Source organism: Citrobacter sp. Cpo109 (genome assembly GCF_030332565.1).
Lineage (GTDB): Bacteria > Pseudomonadota > Gammaproteobacteria > Enterobacterales > Enterobacteriaceae > Citrobacter > Citrobacter portucalensis.
This window is the reverse complement of record NZ_JAOWHQ010000051.1, coordinates 95,405-112,985: the sequence shown is the minus strand read 5'-3', so window position 1 is coordinate 112,985 and position 17,581 is coordinate 95,405. Positions and strand designations below refer to the sequence as shown.

The window sequence follows — 17,581 nt, the reverse complement described above, 5'->3', positions numbered from 1 at the left end:
AGTAAACATGTGGGGAAGCAGGCAGTGACCGATAAAACCTCTCTTAGCTACAAAGATGCCGGTGTTGATATTGATGCAGGTAATGCTCTGGTTGATCGAATCAAAGGCGTAGTAAAGAAAACGCGTCGTCCGGAAGTTATGGGTGGTCTGGGTGGCTTCGGTGCGCTGTGCGCATTGCCGCAAAAATATCGTGAACCGGTACTGGTTTCCGGCACTGATGGCGTTGGTACAAAACTGCGTCTGGCGATGGATCTGAAACGCCACGACACTATCGGCATTGACCTCGTCGCAATGTGCGTCAACGACCTCGTGGTTCAGGGCGCTGAGCCGCTGTTCTTCCTCGACTACTATGCGACCGGCAAACTGGATGTGGACACCGCAGCCAGCGTCATTAACGGGATTGCCGAAGGCTGCCTGCAGTCTGGCTGTGCGCTGGTCGGTGGGGAAACAGCTGAAATGCCGGGGATGTACCACGGCGAAGATTACGACGTGGCAGGTTTCTGCGTTGGCGTCGTCGAAAAATCAGAGATTATCGACGGTTCAAAAGTGGCTGACGGTGACGTACTGATTGCGCTCGGCTCCAGCGGCCCGCACTCCAACGGTTACTCTCTGGTGCGTAAAATTGTAGAAGTCAGCGGTTGTGACCCAGAAACCACCGAGCTTGAAGGCAAGCCGCTGGCCGATCACTTACTGGCCCCTACCCGCATTTACGTGAAATCCATTCTGGAACTGATCGAGAAGGTTGATGTGCACGCCATTGCCCACCTGACCGGCGGCGGCTTCTGGGAAAATATTCCGCGCGTTCTGCCGGACAACACGCAGGCAGTGATCGACGAATCTTCATGGCAGTGGCCAGCCGTCTTCAACTGGCTGCAAACGGCGGGTAACGTCAGCCAGCATGAGATGTATCGCACCTTTAACTGCGGTGTAGGTATGGTTATCGCCCTGCCAGCTCCGGAAGTGGACAAAGCCCTTGCTTTGCTCAATGAGAAAGGTGAAAACGCCTGGAAAATCGGTATCATCAAAGCATCTGATTCCGAACAGCGTGTGGTCATTGAATGAAAAACATTGTGGTGCTCATTTCCGGCAACGGAAGCAATTTGCAGGCGATAATCGACGCCTGCGAACAGAAAAAAATCAATGGCACCATACGTGCAGTATTCAGTAACAAGGCCGATGCGTTCGGCCTTGAACGCGCACGCGAAGCGAATATTCCGGCGCACTCGCTGGAAGCCGCCCAGTTTGCCAGTCGCGAAGCATTCGACCGCCAACTGATTCAAGAGATTGACGCCTATGCACCCGATGTCGTGGTGCTGGCCGGTTATATGCGCATCCTCAGCCCGGCGTTTGTCGCTCACTATGCTGAACGATTGCTGAATATCCACCCGTCTTTATTGCCAAAATATCCCGGCCTGCACACGCACCGTCAGGTTCTGGAAAACGGCGATGAAGAACATGGCACCTCCGTCCACTTCGTCACCGATGAACTGGACGGCGGACCGGTTATTCTCCAGGCCAAGGTTCCGGTATTTGAAGGCGACAGCGAAGATGATGTCACGGCACGAGTCCAGGCTCAGGAGCATACCATTTACCCACTGGTGGTAAGCTGGTTTACCGATGGTCGCCTGAAGATGCGTGATAACGCTGCATGGCTGGACGGCGTTCGTCTGCCGCCACAAGGCTACGCCGCCGACGAATAATAAAATTCAACCTGTAAGCCGGATCTCACCATCCGGTCTACAGGCATAACTACCTTTTCCGGTTAATACTACCGGTATTCATCTACGCTCCCCCTTTCTCTTTGCTATCAGACGGTTTATTGTCATATTTTTCTGGCACAGTTGGACATCTGAGAGCAATGCTCGCCATAATAAATCGGTAGTGTCCCGTGAATGAAACGGAGTAAAAGTGGTAATGGGTCAGGAAAAGCTATACATCGAGAAAGAACTCAGCTGGTTAGCGTTCAACGAACGTGTACTCCAGGAAGCTGCTGATAAGTCAAACCCGTTGATCGAACGGATGCGTTTCTTAGGCATCTATTCCAATAATCTCGACGAGTTTTATAAGGTTCGTTTTGCCGAACTGAAGCGCCGAATCATTATTAGCGAAGAACAGGGTTCAAACTCTCACTCCCGCCATTTGTTAGGCAAAATCCAGGCCCGCGTATTAAAAGCCGATCAGGAATTTGACGGCCTGTACAACGAGTTGCTGTTGGAAATGGCGCGCAATCAGATTTTCTTAATCAACGAACGCCAGTTGTCGGTCAATCAGCAAAGCTGGTTGCGTCATTACTTCAAGCAATATCTTCGCCAGCACATCACGCCGATCCTGATTAACCGCGAGACGGATTTAGTCCAGTTTTTAAAAGATGACTACACCTATCTGGCGGTAGAAATTATCCGTGGTGATACGATACGCTACGCGCTGCTGGAAATCCCTTCCGACAAGGTTCCCCGTTTTGTGAATCTGCCGCCGGAAACCCCGCGCCGTCGCAAACCGATGATCCTGCTGGACAACATCTTACGTTACTGCCTTGACGACATTTTCAAAGGGTTCTTTGACTACGACGCACTGAACGCCTATTCGATGAAAATGACCCGTGACGCCGAATACGATTTGGTGCATGAGATGGAATCGAGCCTGATGGAGCTGATGTCATCCAGCCTGAAACAGCGTCTGACCGCAGAACCTGTACGTTTTGTCTATCAGCGTGACATGCCCAATGCGCTGGTCGAAGTACTGCGTGAAAAACTGACGATTTCTCGCTACGACTCGATTGTTCCCGGCGGGCGTTACCATAACTTCAAAGACTTTATTAACTTCCCTAACGTTGGCAAAGCTAACCTGGTGAACAAACCGCTGCCGCGTCTGCGCCATATCTGGTTCGACAACGAGAAGTTTCGTAACGGCTTTGACGCCGTTCGTGAACGCGACGTGCTGCTGTATTACCCCTATCACACCTTTGAGCACGTTCTTGAACTGCTGCGCCAGGCCTCTTTCGACCCGAGCGTGCTGGCTATAAAGATCAACATCTACCGTGTGGCAAAAGATTCACGCATTATTGATTCAATGATCCATGCCGCGCACAACGGTAAGAAAGTCACCGTGGTGGTGGAATTGCAGGCCCGCTTCGATGAAGAAGCCAACATCCATTGGGCCAAGCGTCTAACCGAAGCAGGCGTTCACGTCATCTTCTCCGCGCCAGGCCTGAAAATTCACGCCAAACTGTTCCTTATCTCGCGTAAAGAAGGTGATGAAGTCGTGCGCTATGCGCATATCGGGACGGGGAACTTCAACGAAAAAACGGCACGCCTGTATACCGACTACTCATTGCTGACCGCAGATTCGCGCATTACCAACGAAGTGCGTCGGGTGTTTAACTTCATCGAGAATCCGTATCGCCCGGTGACGTTCGATTATCTGCTGGTTTCCCCGCAGAACTCACGCCGTCTGCTGTACGCAATGATCGACAAAGAAATCGCCAACGCGCAGCAAGGACTGCCTTCCGGCATTACGCTAAAACTGAATAACCTGGTCGATAAAGGTCTGGTTGACCGCCTCTATGCGGCCTCAAGTTCAGGCGTGCCGGTCAATTTGTTGATTCGCGGAATGTGCTCGCTCATCCCGAATCTGGAAGGTATCAGCGACAATATTCGCGTTATCAGCATCGTTGATCGCTATCTTGAACATGACCGGGTCTATATCTTCGAGAACGGGGGTGACAAGCAGGTGTATCTCTCCTCCGCTGACTGGATGACAAGAAACATCGACTATCGTATCGAAGTTGCCACACCGCTTCTTGACCCGCGCCTTAAGCAACGCGTGCTGGATATTATCGATATCCTGTTCAGCGACACGGTGAAAGCCCGCTTTATTGATAAAGAACTGAGTAATCGCTACGTACCGCGCGGAAACCGCCGTAAGGTTCAGTCACAATTGGCGATTTACGATTACATCAAATCACTCGAGCAACCTGACTAAAGATATGCCAATACACGACAAGACTCCACGACCGCAGGAATTTGCTGCGGTCGACCTTGGTTCAAACAGTTTCCATATGGTCATTGCCCGCGTGGTTGATGGCGCAATGCAAATTATTGGGCGACTGAAACAACGCGTACATCTGGCGGATGGTCTCGGCGAAGATAACAAGCTGAGCGAAGAGGCCATGGAGCGCGGGCTAAGCTGTTTATCACTGTTCGCCGAACGTTTGCAGGGGTTTCCTCCATCAAGCGTATGTATCGTGGGAACCCATACTTTGCGTCAGGCACTGAATGCGACTGATTTTCTCAAGCGAGCGGAAAAAGTCATCCCCTACCCAATTGAGATTATTTCCGGCAACGAAGAAGCCCGATTGATCTTTATGGGCGTTGAACATACGCAGCCGGAAAAAGGTCGCAAGCTGGTTATCGATATCGGCGGCGGCTCAACCGAATTAGTGATCGGCGAGGATTTCGAGCCTAAACTGGTCGAAAGCCGCCGCATGGGCTGCGTCAGTTTTGCTCAGATGTATTTCCCAGGCGGTGTAATTAACCGTGAAAATTTCCAGCGTGCCCGCATGGCGGCTGCGCAAAAGCTCGAAACCTTAACCTGGCAGTTTCGCATTCAGGGCTGGAACGTTGCGCTGGGCGCATCGGGCACCATTAAAGCAGCCCATGAAGTGCTGCTGGAGATGGGTGAAAAAGACGGTTTTATCACCCCCGAACGTCTGGACAAGCTGACATCTGAAGTGCTGAAGCACGCGTCATTTGATGCGCTCAGCTTGCCGGGGTTGTCAGAAGAAAGAAAAGCAGTGTTTGTACCCGGACTCGCGATTCTGTGCGGCGTTTTTGACGCGTTAGCTATTCGCGAACTTCGCCTTTCTGATGGTGCGTTACGTGAAGGCGTGCTGTACGAGATGGAAGGCCGTTTTCGCCACCAGGACGTTCGTAGCCGTACCGCCAGCAGCCTGGCAAACCAGTACAACATTGACAGCGAACAGGCCCGGCGCGTACTGGAAACGACGATGCAAATGTACGACCAGTGGTATACGCAGCAGCCAAAGCTGGCCAATCCCCAACTGGAAGCGTTACTGCGTTGGGCAGCAATGCTGCATGAGGTTGGGCTGAACATCAACCACAGCGGTCTGCATCGCCACTCTGCGTATATCTTACAAAACAGCGATCTACCTGGTTTCAATCAGGAACAACAGCTGATGATGGCAACATTAGTTCGTTATCATCGCAAAGCGATTAAGCTCGACGACTTGCCCCGCTTTACGCTGTTTAAGAAGAAACAGTTTCTGCCGTTAATTCAGCTGCTGCGCCTGGGCGTGCTATTGAATAATCAGCGTCAGGCGACCACCACGCCGCCGACTTTGACCCTGATAACCGACGACAGCCACTGGACCTTACGCTTCCCGCATGACTGGTTTAGCCAAAATGCGCTGGTGCTGCTCGATCTGGAGAAAGAGCAGCAATACTGGGAAGCCGTAACAGGCTGGCGACTCAAAATTGAAGAAGAGAGCTCACCCGATATCGCCGCATAAGATCTCAGCAGGTGTCAGTTCATCTGGCACCTGCTTTTCCAGAGTTTCATTCAACGGCAGTGGCTTACCAATCAGATACCCCTGCATGTAATCAATCCCCAGCGAAATCACCGCACTGCGTATTTCCTCGCTTTCGACGTACTCCGCAACCACCAGCATTCTTTTCATCCGCGCCAGATGGCAAATAGAGGCCACGATTTGGTAGTCGAGGCTGTTCGAAACAATATTGCGAATAAAGCTACCGTCAATTTTCAGGATATCGGCATTCACATTTTTCAGCCGCGCATAGCTGGCATATCCAGTACCAAAATCATCAATCGCAATCTGACAGCCCAGTGATTGCAGTTGCAGCAACGTTGCCTGTGCCTGTTCCGCATTGGTCAAGGCATTGCTTTCCGTCACTTCAAAGATAAGTTGCCATGCTTCAACCTTGTACTTATTCAGTAACTGATTGATGTCATTAGGAAGTCGCGCGCGACATACTGAGGTGGGTGATAAGTTGATAGCAAACCGGTGGGCGGGCATTTTTTCCCGATTCTGCGCCATAAATTTCAGCGTATTTTCAATCACCCACAGATCGATACGGGAGGACAAACCAAACTCATGGGCTACCGGCAAGAAGCTATCAGGGGCAATAGTTTCACCGTCATCCCCCTCAAGCCGCAGCAGGATTTCGTGATAAACGTCTCCACGCACACCAAAAATCGGCTGCGCCTTCAGGAAAAAGCGATTGTTCTCCAGCGCCTGCTGAATACGGTTCATCATCGCAACTTTATCTTTCAGGTCACGTTGCAGGTGCATCACACCACGCCGCTGCAAATTCTCTGGTGAATTGGTTGCCAGCGATAATTCGGCAATGGTACTTAACTCTCCCAGCAACAAATAGATATGGTTAACAGGAGAACGGACATAGCAAAAGCTGATCCCAACCTGCGGTTGCAAAGGCATACCGTCCCAGACAAAACGAAACTGCTTGATATGCCTGTCCAGTGCTTCAATGCGTTCCTGGTGTAGCTCAGTGTTAAAACGCAGGATTAGATCATTACCCGATAATTGATAGACATGCTCATCCTGTTCAAGCAACGGTGTTATCCACTGAGCCAGTTTTTGCTTGTACTGGATACGCAGCATAATGCCGTAATTTTTCACCAGCAGCTCCATGCCCGGAACCCCCAAAAAGCAAAGCACTGACCATGGCGAGTTTTTCAAATCCCGGTTCAAAGCGCGCAAATTCGGAATATGCACCATAGGGTCAAAGAAGGCCAGGCGATGGTTGCGCCGGGTAACAAAACGTTGACGCGTTGCCAGGACAGCAATGAAATTCACGATGAAGGAAAAAACCAGATAACTTGATGAGGTAATGGCAAGCTGCGTATCGTAACCCGAATACCATGGCATATAGCGCTGATAATAATGAATTGCGGTAATAAGTACGACCGCCCATATCAACGAAATAAATTTATAACCGTAACGCATTGCCCCCCACAGCATGACGGGAAGTAACAGTGACAATGTATAATTCGTGCTGAATATTGAGCTTTGTTCATTGAGCGGCATACACAACATTGCCATTAACACAGTCAATATAATCAACCAGACCGCAAACTCTGTTTTAGTCACTTTGGTATCAAACTGCTGTTTTAACTGAGAAAAATAGCCTCTCAGATGCAAGGGGTTGCGAATTGTTCGAATGATGAAATAACACAGCGGCACACCTACAAGATTCCCTGCGAGTATGGACTGATAGTTGATCAATGTGCCTGTATTGAAGGGCATAACGCCCACCATGCCAGATTTGCTTTCATAAACACCCACAAATGCGGCAAACTGAAAGAGTATCAGAAACAGCGTAGCCGGGCAGAAGACTTGCCAGAACATACGCTGAAACAACAGATGAGAGTCGCCGTGGGAAACGTTGTTTCGTCGGGGAGAAAATACTTTATATCCTCCCCAGCTAAGCACGATTGTAACTATAAAGTGCGAAATTATTGAAAGTGTTTCAAATAACCCGACCTGCGGATATTTGTACCAGATAATGGAAATGATAATACCTGGCAATGCCGCCCAGCCAAAAAAAAGCATCAGGCTAATCATCAGCGCTAACGGCAGGTAGAAAAGAATTACTGTCCCCGTACTAATATGGGCATAGGTAGTGGCAGTGCTCAATATAGGCAACAACAAAGAAGGTAAGATGAGAGGTAATGCCCACCATCTATCTCTAATACCAATATAATTTTTATTGAGTTTCATAGATGCTCAGTAGAATCCCGCACATCCTGTAGGGGGTATTCAGACAGGCATCCCACCTGACTTTAAAACGATAAAGTAAAATACATCACAATGATTCATCGATTTTAGTTGTCAGCAAAGTGTGATGCTTGATACATATCAAAAAACATGCCCCTCATTCATCAATTATTACTCTTTTCATTATTTTTTATCGTTAATACATTATTCATGCAAATAATAATATTAATTTCCATAACATAAGAAGATAAAACAACTGAAGCAATTTTACATAAGGAAGAATTGACCATTTCCTCTCAGTGTGCCTTAATGTGAGTATCGCCCTCAGTTGGGTACACTACAAGGAACCTTTTGTGAGCCAGGTTACCAGCCTACGCAAACGACACCGATTTAACAGTCGCATGATCCGGATCGTACTGCTTATCAGCTTTCTCTTCTTCTTCGGACGCTTCGTCTACTCCGCCATTGGTGCGTGGCATCACCACCAGGACAAAAAAGAATCTCAGCAGACTACTCAGCCGCAACAGACATCTTCTGCACAAATCGACGTACATTGATCGCTCGCGCCTGTGATACCCCCAGCATTAAGATTCCTTACCGGATGGCTAATCGCCTGACATTTAACCATCCGGTAAGGGATTTGAGTGATGAAACTTTACCCCCCCTCTCTCGCTTAATTATCAGATAATCGGCCGTATTTTTCGCACAAATGCACAATCTTTTCATCCCACTTCGCCGCACCATTCGCGCTGATTTTTACGTTCCGGTTTAGCGGACATAAAAAGACAAACAGTGCTCAAATAAACGCTAATTAATATCACCAGCAAATATCACTGACGCAAGCATTTATATTTCGCATGAAAATTAAATAGTTATTTGAATTGTTATCATTTTTAAATACTACAGGGTAATGCCATGAGTGGTTTTTTATTATTTCCAAAGATAAGAAGCGGTCTTGAGTGGGTCGCCGGGCACAGTGATGCGGTCATTCAATTCGGCTGGAATATCGTTGCCGCCGTTATCTTACTGTTTGTCGGTAAATTTATCGCTCGCCTGCTCTCTCGTGGGCTGGAAAAGTTACTGCTTAAACGTAAAGTCGACAGAACCATCATTCAGTTCTTCACCGCGCTGGTACGTTACATCACCCTCGCTTTTTTCGTCGTCGCTGCGTTGGGTCGCCTCGGCATTGAAACATCCTCCATTATTGCCGTCATCGGCGCCGCCGGACTGGCTATTGGTCTCGCGCTACAAGGATCGCTTTCCAACTTTGCCGCTGGCGTGCTGTTGGTTTCCCTGCGGCCTTTTCGCGCAGGGGAAGTAGTGCAGATTGGTGCAGTCACCGGAACAGTAGAAAAGGTGCACATCTTCTCCACCACCCTGCTCACCGCGGACAGCAAAGAAGTGGTGATTCCAAACGGTAAGATCATCGCTGACAACATCATTAACTATTCCCGTCATCCTTTTCGCCGTATCGATCTGGTGATTGGCGTGGGTTATCAGAGTCGGATTGCAGAGGTTAAGCAAGTTATTAATCACATTATCGAGCAGGACAGCCGTATCGATAAGCAACGTGGGGTAACCGTTCGCCTGGGCGAACTGGGCGCTTCAGCGTTGAATTTTTACGTGCGCGTATGGGTGCCCAACATCGAGTACTGGAACACCTATTACGATCTGCTGGAAAACATTAAAGAGGCGCTGGACGCCAACCATATTGACCTGCCCTATCCACAGATGGATGTGCGTATTCAGAATGTCGCACCTCAGCAGCAGCCTCAGCTGCAACTGGTCGATTAGCGTACTATCCGACAGAACATACGCCAGAAGTATTTACTGAAGTATTTGCTGAAATGCGTGCAATAAAAAAACCCTCTGTAAACAGAGGGTTTTTTACATATTACCGGTTCAAAAACCGCTAACGGAAAGGGATATTATTCCCACTCAATCGTAGCTGGCGGCTTACCGCTGATGTCATACACCACGCGGGAAATACCGTTCACTTCGTTGATAATGCGGTTAGAGACGCGGCCTAAGAAGTCATACGGCAGGTGCGCCCAGTGCGCGGTCATAAAGTCGATGGTTTCTACCGCACGCAGGGAAACAACCCAGTCGTACTTGCGGCCATCGCCCATCACACCAACGGAACGAACCGGCAGGAACACGGTGAACGCCTGGCTTACCTTGTTGTACAGGTCAGCTTTGTGCAGCTCTTCAATGAAGATAGCATCCGCGCGACGCAGCAGGTCACAGTACTCTTTCTTCACTTCGCCAAGCACACGTACGCCCAGCCCCGGTCCCGGGAACGGGTGACGGTACAGCATGTCGTACGGCAGGCCCAGCTCCAGACCAATCTTACGCACTTCGTCTTTGAACAGCTCACGCAGCGGCTCAACCAGACCCATCTTCATCTCTTTCGGCAAACCGCCCACGTTGTGGTGAGATTTGATAACGTGCGCTTTACCCGTGGCAGATGCCGCGGATTCGATCACGTCCGGGTAGATGGTGCCCTGCGCCAGCCACTTAACGTCTTCCAGCTTCAGCGCTTCTTCATCGAATACTTCCACGAATACGCGGCCGATGATTTTACGTTTAGCTTCTGGGTCGTTCTCGCCTTTCAGCGCGTCCAGGAAACGCTGCTCGCCTTCCACGTGAATGATGTTCAGGCCAAAGTGGTCGCCGAACATATCCATCACCTGCTGAGCTTCGTTGAGACGCAGCAGACCGTTGTCAACGAACACGCAGGTCAGGTTTTTGCCGATAGCACGGTGCAGCAGCATCGCGGTGACGGAGGAGTCAACGCCGCCGGACAGGCCGAGGATAACTTTATCATTGCCAACCTGCTCACGAATGCGGGCAACGGCGTCATCGATAATTTTTGCCGGCGTCCACAGCGCTTCACACTGGCAGATGTCGCGCACAAAACGCTCCAGCATGCGCATACCCTGACGGGTGTGGGTAACTTCCGGGTGGAACTGCACGCCGTAGAAGCGTTTTTCTTCGTGCGCCATAATAGCGAACGGGCAGCTGTCGGTGCTGGCAACGGTCACGAAACCTTCCGGAATGGCGGTCACTTTGTCGCCGTGGCTCATCCACACGTCCAGCAACGGTTTGCCGTCCGCGGTCAGGGAGTCTTCAATACCGCGGACAAGCGCGCTGTCGGTCTGAACTTCAACCTGCGCATAGCCGAATTCACGTTCGTTAGAACCTTCAACATGACCACCGAGCTGCATTGCCATGGTCTGCATGCCGTAGCACACGCCGAACACCGGCACGCCCGCATTGAAAACGTATTCCGGCGCACGCGGGCTGTTTTCTTCGGTGGTACTTTCCGGACCACCGGAAAGAATGATACCGCTTGGGTTGAATTCGCGAATTTGTGCTTCCGTAACATCCCATGCCCACAGTTCACAGTAGACGCCCAGTTCACGTACGCGACGTGCAACCAGTTGAGTGTACTGCGAGCCGAAATCGAGGATGAGAATGCGATGTTTATGAATATTGTCTGTCATTGACGCTAATTCCGAGGCAAGTGAAACAAATTCGCCCGGCATATAGCCGGGCGCGGAAACTTATCAGGAGCCCATGCGGTAGTTAGGGGACTCTTTGGTGATGGTCACATCGTGAACGTGACTTTCCTGAATACCCGCACCGCTGATGCGTACAAACTCTGCTTTCGTTCGCAGCGCGTCGATAGTACCACAGCCGGTCAGACCCATACAGGAGCGCAGGCCGCCCATCTGCTGGTGAATGATCTCTTTCAGGCGACCTTTATAGGCAACGCGACCTTCGATACCTTCCGGGACCAGTTTGTCAGCGGCGTTATCGCTCTGGAAGTAACGGTCAGAAGACCCTTTGGACATCGCGCCCAGAGAACCCATACCGCGGTAAGATTTGTAAGAACGGCCCTGGTACAGTTCGATTTCGCCCGGGGATTCTTCAGTACCCGCCAGCATGGAGCCAACCATCACTGCGGCAGCACCAGCAGCAATCGCTTTAGCGATGTCGCCGGAGAAACGAATACCGCCGTCGGCGATAACCGGAATACCGGTGCCTTCCAGCGCTTCAACGGCATCAGAAACGGCAGTGATCTGCGGAACACCGACGCCGGTCACGATACGGGTGGTACAGATGGAGCCAGGGCCGATACCCACTTTAACAGCGCTGCAGCCGGCTTCAGCCAGTGCGCGAGCACCTGCGCCCGTAGCAACGTTACCGCCGATGATCTGCAGGTCAGGATATTTAGCGCGAGTTTCACGGATACGCTGCAGAACGCCTTCAGAGTGGCCGTGAGAGGAGTCAATCAGCAGAACGTCTACGCCAGCGGCAACCAGCGCGTCAACACGCTCTTCGTTACCTGCGCCAGCACCTACCGCTGCACCAACGCGCAGACGACCATGCTCGTCTTTACAGGCGTTAGGTTTACGTTCTGCTTTCTGGAAATCTTTTACGGTGATCATGCCGAGCAGGTGGAAGCTGTCATCAACAACCAGCGCTTTCTCAACGCGTTTTTCGTGCATTTTAGCAAAGACGACATCGCGCGCTTCGCCTTCACGAACGGTCACCAGACGCTCTTTTGGCGTCATATATACGCTAACCGGCTGGTTCAGGTCTGTCACAAAACGCACATCACGGCCGGTGATGATGCCGACCAGTTCGTTATCTTCAGTCACCACCGGGTAGCCTGCAAAGCCGTTACGCTCGGTCAGTTCTTTCACTTCGCGCAGAGTAGTGGTTGGCAGTACGGTCTGAGGGTCAGTTACCACGCCAGATTCGTGTTTCTTCACGCGGCGAACTTCTTCAGCCTGGCGCTCGATGGACATGTTTTTGTGGATAAAACCGATGCCGCCTTCCTGGGCCAGGGCAATTGCCAGGCGCGCTTCCGTCACGGTGTCCATTGCTGCGGAGAGCATAGGAATGTTCAGGCGAATGGTTTTCGTCAACTGGGTGCTGAGGTCAGCAGTATTCGGCAGAACGGTAGAATGAGCGGGAACGAGGAGGACGTCGTCAAACGTCAGGGCTTCTTTTGCGATACGTAGCATGGGCAATATCTCACCTGGGAGGTTATTAAATATTGCCGCGGCATTATACAGAGCGTAACCGATTGCATCCACACTTTTTTGCAAAAAAACCTTGCGCTCCTCTGTGAGCATGTTACTTTCGACTGAATAACTTGCTGATTTAGAATTTGATCCCGCTCACATGTTATCCTCTCAGACCACCTCAATTTTTACCGTAAGCCGCCTAAATCAGACGGTTCGTTTGCTGCTTGAGCAGGAAATGGGACAAGTTTGGATCAGCGGTGAAATCTCGAATTTCACTCAGCCGTCCTCCGGTCACTGGTATTTCACGCTCAAAGATGACACCGCCCAGGTACGCTGCGCGATGTTTCGCAACAGCAATCGGCGGGTAACGTTCCGCCCACAGCACGGTCAGCAGGTCCTGGTACGCGCCAACATTACGTTGTACGAACCGCGTGGCGACTACCAGATAATTGTTGAGAGCATGCAGCCAGCTGGTGAAGGCTTGTTGCAGCAAAAATATGAGCAACTCAAAGCCAAACTGCAGGCTGAGGGGCTATTCGATCAGCAGTTCAAAAAATCACTACCCTCTCCGGCTCACTGCGTTGGGGTCATTACCTCGAAAACCGGGGCTGCGCTGCACGACATTCTCCACGTGCTGAAGCGTCGTGACCCATCCCTGCCCGTTATTATCTACCCGACCGCGGTCCAGGGCGACGATGCGCCAGGACAGATCGTTCGCGCCATTGAGCTGGCGAACGCGCGGAGCGAGTGCGATGTGCTTATCGTTGGGCGCGGCGGCGGTTCTCTGGAAGATTTGTGGAGTTTTAACGACGAACGCGTAGCGCGGGCAATCTTTGCAAGCCGCATCCCGGTGGTAAGCGCCGTCGGCCACGAAACAGATGTCACTATTGCCGATTTTATTGCAGATTTACGGGCGCCTACGCCATCAGCAGCGGCGGAAATTGTCAGCCGCAATCAACTGGAACTGCTGCGTCAAATTCAGCATGGCCAGCAGCGTCTGGAGATGGCGATGGACTACTACATCGCCAACCGTACTCGTCGCTTTACCCAGCTTCATCACCGTTTGCAACAGCAACATCCGCAACTGCGTCTGGCCCGTCAGCAGACCGTGCTGGAGCGACTGCGCCAGCGGATGAATTTCGCTCTTGAGAATAAAATTAAGCAGGCCAATCAGCGCCAACAGCGCGTAAGTCAACGCCTGAGCCAGCAAAACCCACAGCCGCAAATTTATCGGGCGCAAACCCGTATTCAGCAACTGGAGTACCGTCTGGCAGAGAATATCCGCGCGCGTTTAAGCGCACAGCGAGAACGCTTCGGTAATGTGGTGACGCATCTTGAAGCGGTGAGTCCTCTCTCGACGCTCGCTCGCGGCTATAGCGTCACTACCGCGACCGACGGCAGAGTGCTGAAGCAGACCAAACAGGTAAAAACCGGTGATGTGCTCACTACCCGCCTGTCAGACGGTTGGGTAGAGAGCGAAGTGAAAGGCGTAACGACGGCAAAGAAAACGCGTAAGAAAAAGCCAGATTAAACCGGCACAAACTCCACACGTTTCTTCGAAATCAGACCATGGCCATTCTGACAGAAGTAATCCACCGCTCCACAGGCTTTTAACACCTGGAGCGGCTGATGGCACTCCGGACAGCGCGCTTCTAACGGAATATCTTTTTTACAGTTTTCACAGTGTGCCACACCGTTTTGTGGTTCCAGTTCTGCGTGACAATCCGGGCAGGTCATCGACATGGTGACTCCTTTAAATGGCGTTCAATTCTGCGCTAATTTTACCATGATACGCTTAGTGTGAACCACGCAACTGTTGCTGTAGGATCAGTAATCGTTCGACCTCCTCCAGCCTGCGCTGCGTCGTGCGACTCACCTCCTGCGGGCTGCGCTCAAACAGACTTTGCGCCCCCAGAATATGTTCCGCCAGACAATGGGCATAAATCGTACCTGGCAGACACCAGCGTTGCACAACATCACCCTCAATCAATTCGAGCACATCGTCGGCACCCCGTCGGTCGTAGCTGATGGTACGCCCATCACGCAGATAAAGGCGCAGACCTTTTTGTCCGCCAGCGGGCCCCGCGTATTTATTCAGCCAGATATCCAGCGGTACACCGCTAATCAGCCCTTGCAGATGCGCCTCTCCTTCAGGCGTGGTCAGGTCACCCTGGATGATGTTATGTCCAAGACGGTCTTTAGCGCTCTTCACCTGCAGGGTCATGCTGTCATTACCACCCAGGTAACGCACCGTTTCACGCAGCATGGCCAGTACGTGTGCGCCAATGTCCAGAATCACACCGTCCGGGTGGCGAAGCTCACGCGTATCTGGCTCGCCAGTGGCAAAGTTGAGCGCGATCGGCTCTCCTGTAGCGTTAAATCCGCTCGGCTCCTGCAAAAAACCGTCGATTTTAACAACGTCTGAAAAGTGAGAGACAAGTGCCTGTTGTGGGTTATCGCCCTGCCACTGCGTACCGAGTTTTCCCAATGCCAGCTCCATTGCGCCATTGCGCGCCATCCAGTGGTCGAGCGCCAGCACACGGTCGGCAGCGTCGGGTTGCTCCAGCAGCGTTTTCAGTTTTTCAATTTGGGAAAGCGTGGCAACAATCGGTTTTTCAACCACGATTCGTGCGATGGGAGCGGCCAGCGCCTGTTCAAGCACATCGAGATGATGCAGGGATGCGGTGGTGATAAACAGGGTATCAAGCGGTGTTGCAAGAAGTTCAGCGAGCGATGCACAGCGTGTCACACCAGCGGGCTGTTTTGCGGGTTGCACGTCAAATCCCACACAGCACAGGGAATCACCGTAAAGTTTACGCAATGCGGGCAAGTATGCCGTTTCAACGACTGCGCCAAGCCCAACAAACCCTAACAGCATGTTCTCACCTCGTAAATGAATTGGCCGGGACATCACGTCTGCCCCGGCACAATCGAGGTGTTATCAGGCGCTAGTAGCCGGTTTAGTTTGCGTATTCTCCAGCATGCGACGGATCGGCACAATGAGGACGATCAGTACCGCGGCGCAGATAAGCAATGCAATCGAGCAGCGAGCGAAGAGATCCGGCAGCATATCCAGTTGGTCGGCCTTCACATGACCACCAATCAGACCTGCGGCCAGGTTACCCAGCGCGCTGGCGCAGAACCACAGGCCCATCATCTGCCCGCGCATTCTTTCCGGGGCCAGCAGCGTCATGGTCGCCAGACCGATCGGGCTCAGGCACAGCTCACCAAGTGTCAGCATCAGGATACTACCCACCAGCCAGAATGGGGAAACACCTGCACCACCGTTACTGAGAACGTTTTGCGCTGCCAGCATCATCAGACCAAAGCCTGCAGCGGCACAGAGAATACCGATAACGAACTTGGTGATGCTGCTCGGACGAATGTTCATGCTCGCCAGTTTCGGCCACGCCCAGCTGAATACTGGTGCCAGCAGAATGATAAACAGCGCGTTTATCGACTGGAACCAGACCGCCGGGATTTCAAAATCGCCGATCATACGGTTAGTGTAGTCGTTAGCGAACAGGTTGAACGAGGTTGGCTTCTGCTCAAACGCAGACCAGAAGAACGCGGCGGAAACCAGCAGGATAAAGCAGACCAGCAGTCTGGCGCGCTCTTTGCGATTCAGACCAGCAAAGACAAACAGGTAGATAAAATAGAGCGCGACAGAGGCGGCAATCACATACACCAGCATACTGGCAACCGCGACCGGATTTATCACAATCACGCCCTGCGCAATCAGCGTAACGATAACGGCTACGCCGACGGCCAGCGCCAGCAGCCACGCGCCCACACCGTTACGTTTCACTACCGGGCTGTTCCAGGTTGAGTCCAGACCCACTTCGCTGTCATAACGTTTCATCGATGGAACGGCAAACACGCGGAAGATGATCAACGCCACCAGCATCCCGATACCACCGATGCCAAAGCCCCAGTGCCAACCGTGGGATTTAATCAGCCAGCCGGAGATCAGCGGCGCGATAAACGACCCCATATTGATGCCCATATAGAACAGCGAGAAACCGCCGTCGCGACGCGCATCGCCTTTTTTATACAGCGTGCCAACCATCACTGAGATACAGGTCTTAAACAGACCGGAACCGAGCACGATAAACATCAGGCCGATAAAGAACAGGTTGTTCCCCATAATGGCCGAGAGCGCGATCGACAAGTGACCGAGCGCAATCAAAATGGAACCGTACCACACCGCTTTCTGTTGGCCGAGCCAGTTATCCGCCAGCCAGCCACCAGGCAGCGCGGCGAGATACATCGTACCGGCAAAGATACCCACAATCGCCGAGGCATTTTCACGCGCCAGCCCCATGCCGCCGTCATAAACGGTAGCAGCCATAAACAGGATCAGTAACGGGCGAATGCCGTAAAACGAAAAACGCTCCCACATCTCTGTGAAGAATAGCGAGCCGAGCGGATAAGGATGACCGAAGAAAGTTCGGCTTTCTTTTTGATTAACAGAGGATTGCATAATTCTCCCGAAAGTTATGTCGTCGTGCGTGTAAACACCGCGATGTACGCCAGCCAGTTACGTATCTGACCGATTTTTTACATGCGGCGAAAAGTTATTTAACCATTTGATAACCTAAGGCTAGTTTTGTCTAGTACCAGCCCCCGGACTTTAAGATGAAAACTCGACAAATGTCTACTTTCTTAGATTTAAACTTGGCAAAAAACGAATAGTGATTGACATCGCACGGGCTGAGGTTGGCGTTGGAATAACGAAAAAAAACCCGCGACAAGCGCGGGTTTTCAT

13 protein-coding genes are annotated in these 17,581 nt (G+C 51.6%); 7 read left to right on the top strand and 6 right to left on the bottom strand.

From position 1 onward, the window contains the following. The first annotated feature begins 24 nt into the window (after positions 1 to 24). The 4 genes from purM (at position 25) to ppx (ending at position 5,527) form a co-directional block, all read left to right on the top strand. Entirely contained in the window at positions 25 to 1,062 is a 1,038-nt protein-coding gene (gene purM / locus OGY71_RS07085) for a phosphoribosylformylglycinamidine cyclo-ligase (RefSeq protein WP_020996702.1), read from the top strand. Beyond that, positions 1,059 to 1,700 (top strand): phosphoribosylglycinamide formyltransferase, encoded by a 642-nt coding sequence (purN, locus tag OGY71_RS07080; protein WP_003835118.1) that lies wholly within the window; start codon positions 1,059 to 1,061, stop codon positions 1,698 to 1,700. Before purM ends, purN begins: the two co-directional genes overlap by 4 nt. A 214-nt stretch (positions 1,701 to 1,914) precedes the next feature. After that, entirely contained in the window at positions 1,915 to 3,981 is a 2,067-nt protein-coding gene (gene ppk1, locus OGY71_RS07075; protein ID WP_032944192.1) for a polyphosphate kinase 1, read from the top strand. 4 nt (positions 3,982 to 3,985) lie between these two features. Next, positions 3,986 to 5,527, top strand: coding sequence for an exopolyphosphatase (gene ppx / locus OGY71_RS07070; protein WP_218667249.1), 1,542 nt, complete (start codon positions 3,986 to 3,988; stop codon positions 5,525 to 5,527). Here ppx and OGY71_RS07065 read toward each other — a convergent pair. Then, complete coding sequence (locus OGY71_RS07065) at positions 5,507 to 7,777, bottom strand: bifunctional diguanylate cyclase/phosphodiesterase (RefSeq protein WP_003835123.1); 2,271 nt, start codon at positions 7,775 to 7,777, stop codon at positions 5,507 to 5,509. The two genes, ppx and OGY71_RS07065, sit on opposite strands and share 21 nt — an antisense overlap. A gap of 350 nt (positions 7,778 to 8,127) precedes the next feature. Here OGY71_RS07065 and OGY71_RS07060 point away from each other — a divergent pair, with 350 nt between their 5' ends. Together OGY71_RS07060 and mscS are read left to right on the top strand one after the other, a co-directional pair. Next, the gene (locus tag OGY71_RS07060; RefSeq protein WP_071692595.1) at positions 8,128 to 8,331 is read left to right on the top strand and encodes a YfgG family protein; all 204 of its coding nucleotides are present in this window, start codon (positions 8,128 to 8,130) and stop codon (positions 8,329 to 8,331) included. A gap of 358 nt (positions 8,332 to 8,689) precedes the next feature. Then, positions 8,690 to 9,568, top strand: a complete 879-nt coding sequence (mscS, locus tag OGY71_RS07055; protein WP_257661761.1) for a small-conductance mechanosensitive channel MscS — start codon at positions 8,690 to 8,692, stop codon at positions 9,566 to 9,568. Between the two features lie 134 nt (positions 9,569 to 9,702). Here mscS and guaA read toward each other — a convergent pair whose 3' ends face one another. Continuing rightward, a complete protein-coding gene (guaA, locus tag OGY71_RS07050; protein WP_003835152.1) occupies positions 9,703 to 11,280 on the bottom strand; it encodes a glutamine-hydrolyzing GMP synthase in 1,578 nt (525 codons plus the stop codon). Positions 11,281 to 11,343: 63 nt separating this feature from the next. Beyond that, positions 11,344 to 12,810, bottom strand: a complete 1,467-nt coding sequence (gene guaB / locus OGY71_RS07045; RefSeq protein WP_003037756.1) for an IMP dehydrogenase — start codon at positions 12,808 to 12,810, stop codon at positions 11,344 to 11,346. A 160-nt stretch (positions 12,811 to 12,970) separates the two neighbouring features. Between guaB and xseA the strand changes: the two genes are divergently transcribed. Next, complete coding sequence (gene xseA, locus OGY71_RS07040; protein ID WP_286613033.1) at positions 12,971 to 14,344, top strand: exodeoxyribonuclease VII large subunit; 1,374 nt, start codon at positions 12,971 to 12,973, stop codon at positions 14,342 to 14,344. On the opposite strand, the gene OGY71_RS07035 is transcribed toward xseA, so the two are convergent. The 3 genes from OGY71_RS07035 to OGY71_RS07025 form a co-directional block, all read right to left on the bottom strand. Further along, the gene (locus OGY71_RS07035) at positions 14,341 to 14,556 is read right to left on the bottom strand and encodes a zinc ribbon domain-containing protein (RefSeq protein ID WP_003835160.1); all 216 of its coding nucleotides are present in this window, start codon (positions 14,554 to 14,556) and stop codon (positions 14,341 to 14,343) included. The two genes, xseA and OGY71_RS07035, sit on opposite strands and share 4 nt — an antisense overlap. Positions 14,557 to 14,608: 52 nt before the next feature. Continuing rightward, a complete protein-coding gene (locus OGY71_RS07030; protein WP_286613059.1) occupies positions 14,609 to 15,691 on the bottom strand; it encodes a Gfo/Idh/MocA family oxidoreductase in 1,083 nt (360 codons plus the stop codon). A gap of 63 nt (positions 15,692 to 15,754) precedes the next feature. Then, positions 15,755 to 17,296, bottom strand: coding sequence for a peptide MFS transporter (locus tag OGY71_RS07025; RefSeq protein ID WP_003835166.1), 1,542 nt, complete (start codon positions 17,294 to 17,296; stop codon positions 15,755 to 15,757). Between the last annotated feature and the right edge of the window lie 285 nt (positions 17,297 to 17,581).

Excerpts from the sequence above, each read along its gene's own strand:
- purN (WP_003835118.1), top strand. The coding sequence starts at position 1,059 with ATGAAAAACATTGTGGTGCTCATTTCCGGCAACGGAAGCAATTTGCAG.
- ppk1 (WP_032944192.1), top strand. The coding sequence starts at position 1,915 with ATGGGTCAGGAAAAGCTATACATCGAGAAAGAACTCAGCTGGTTAGCG.
- ppx (WP_218667249.1), top strand. The coding sequence starts at position 3,986 with ATGCCAATACACGACAAGACTCCACGACCGCAGGAATTTGCTGCGGTC.
- OGY71_RS07065 (WP_003835123.1), bottom strand. The coding sequence starts at position 7,777 with ATGAAACTCAATAAAAATTATATTGGTATTAGAGATAGATGGTGGGCA.
- mscS (WP_257661761.1), top strand. The coding sequence starts at position 8,690 with ATGAGTGGTTTTTTATTATTTCCAAAGATAAGAAGCGGTCTTGAGTGG.
- guaA (WP_003835152.1), bottom strand. The coding sequence starts at position 11,280 with ATGACAGACAATATTCATAAACATCGCATTCTCATCCTCGATTTCGGC.
- guaB (WP_003037756.1), bottom strand. The coding sequence starts at position 12,810 with ATGCTACGTATCGCAAAAGAAGCCCTGACGTTTGACGACGTCCTCCTC.
- xseA (WP_286613033.1), top strand. The coding sequence starts at position 12,971 with ATGTTATCCTCTCAGACCACCTCAATTTTTACCGTAAGCCGCCTAAAT.
- OGY71_RS07035 (WP_003835160.1), bottom strand. The coding sequence starts at position 14,556 with ATGTCGATGACCTGCCCGGATTGTCACGCAGAACTGGAACCACAAAAC.
- OGY71_RS07030 (WP_286613059.1), bottom strand. The coding sequence starts at position 15,691 with ATGCTGTTAGGGTTTGTTGGGCTTGGCGCAGTCGTTGAAACGGCATAC.
- OGY71_RS07025 (WP_003835166.1), bottom strand. The coding sequence starts at position 17,296 with ATGCAATCCTCTGTTAATCAAAAAGAAAGCCGAACTTTCTTCGGTCAT.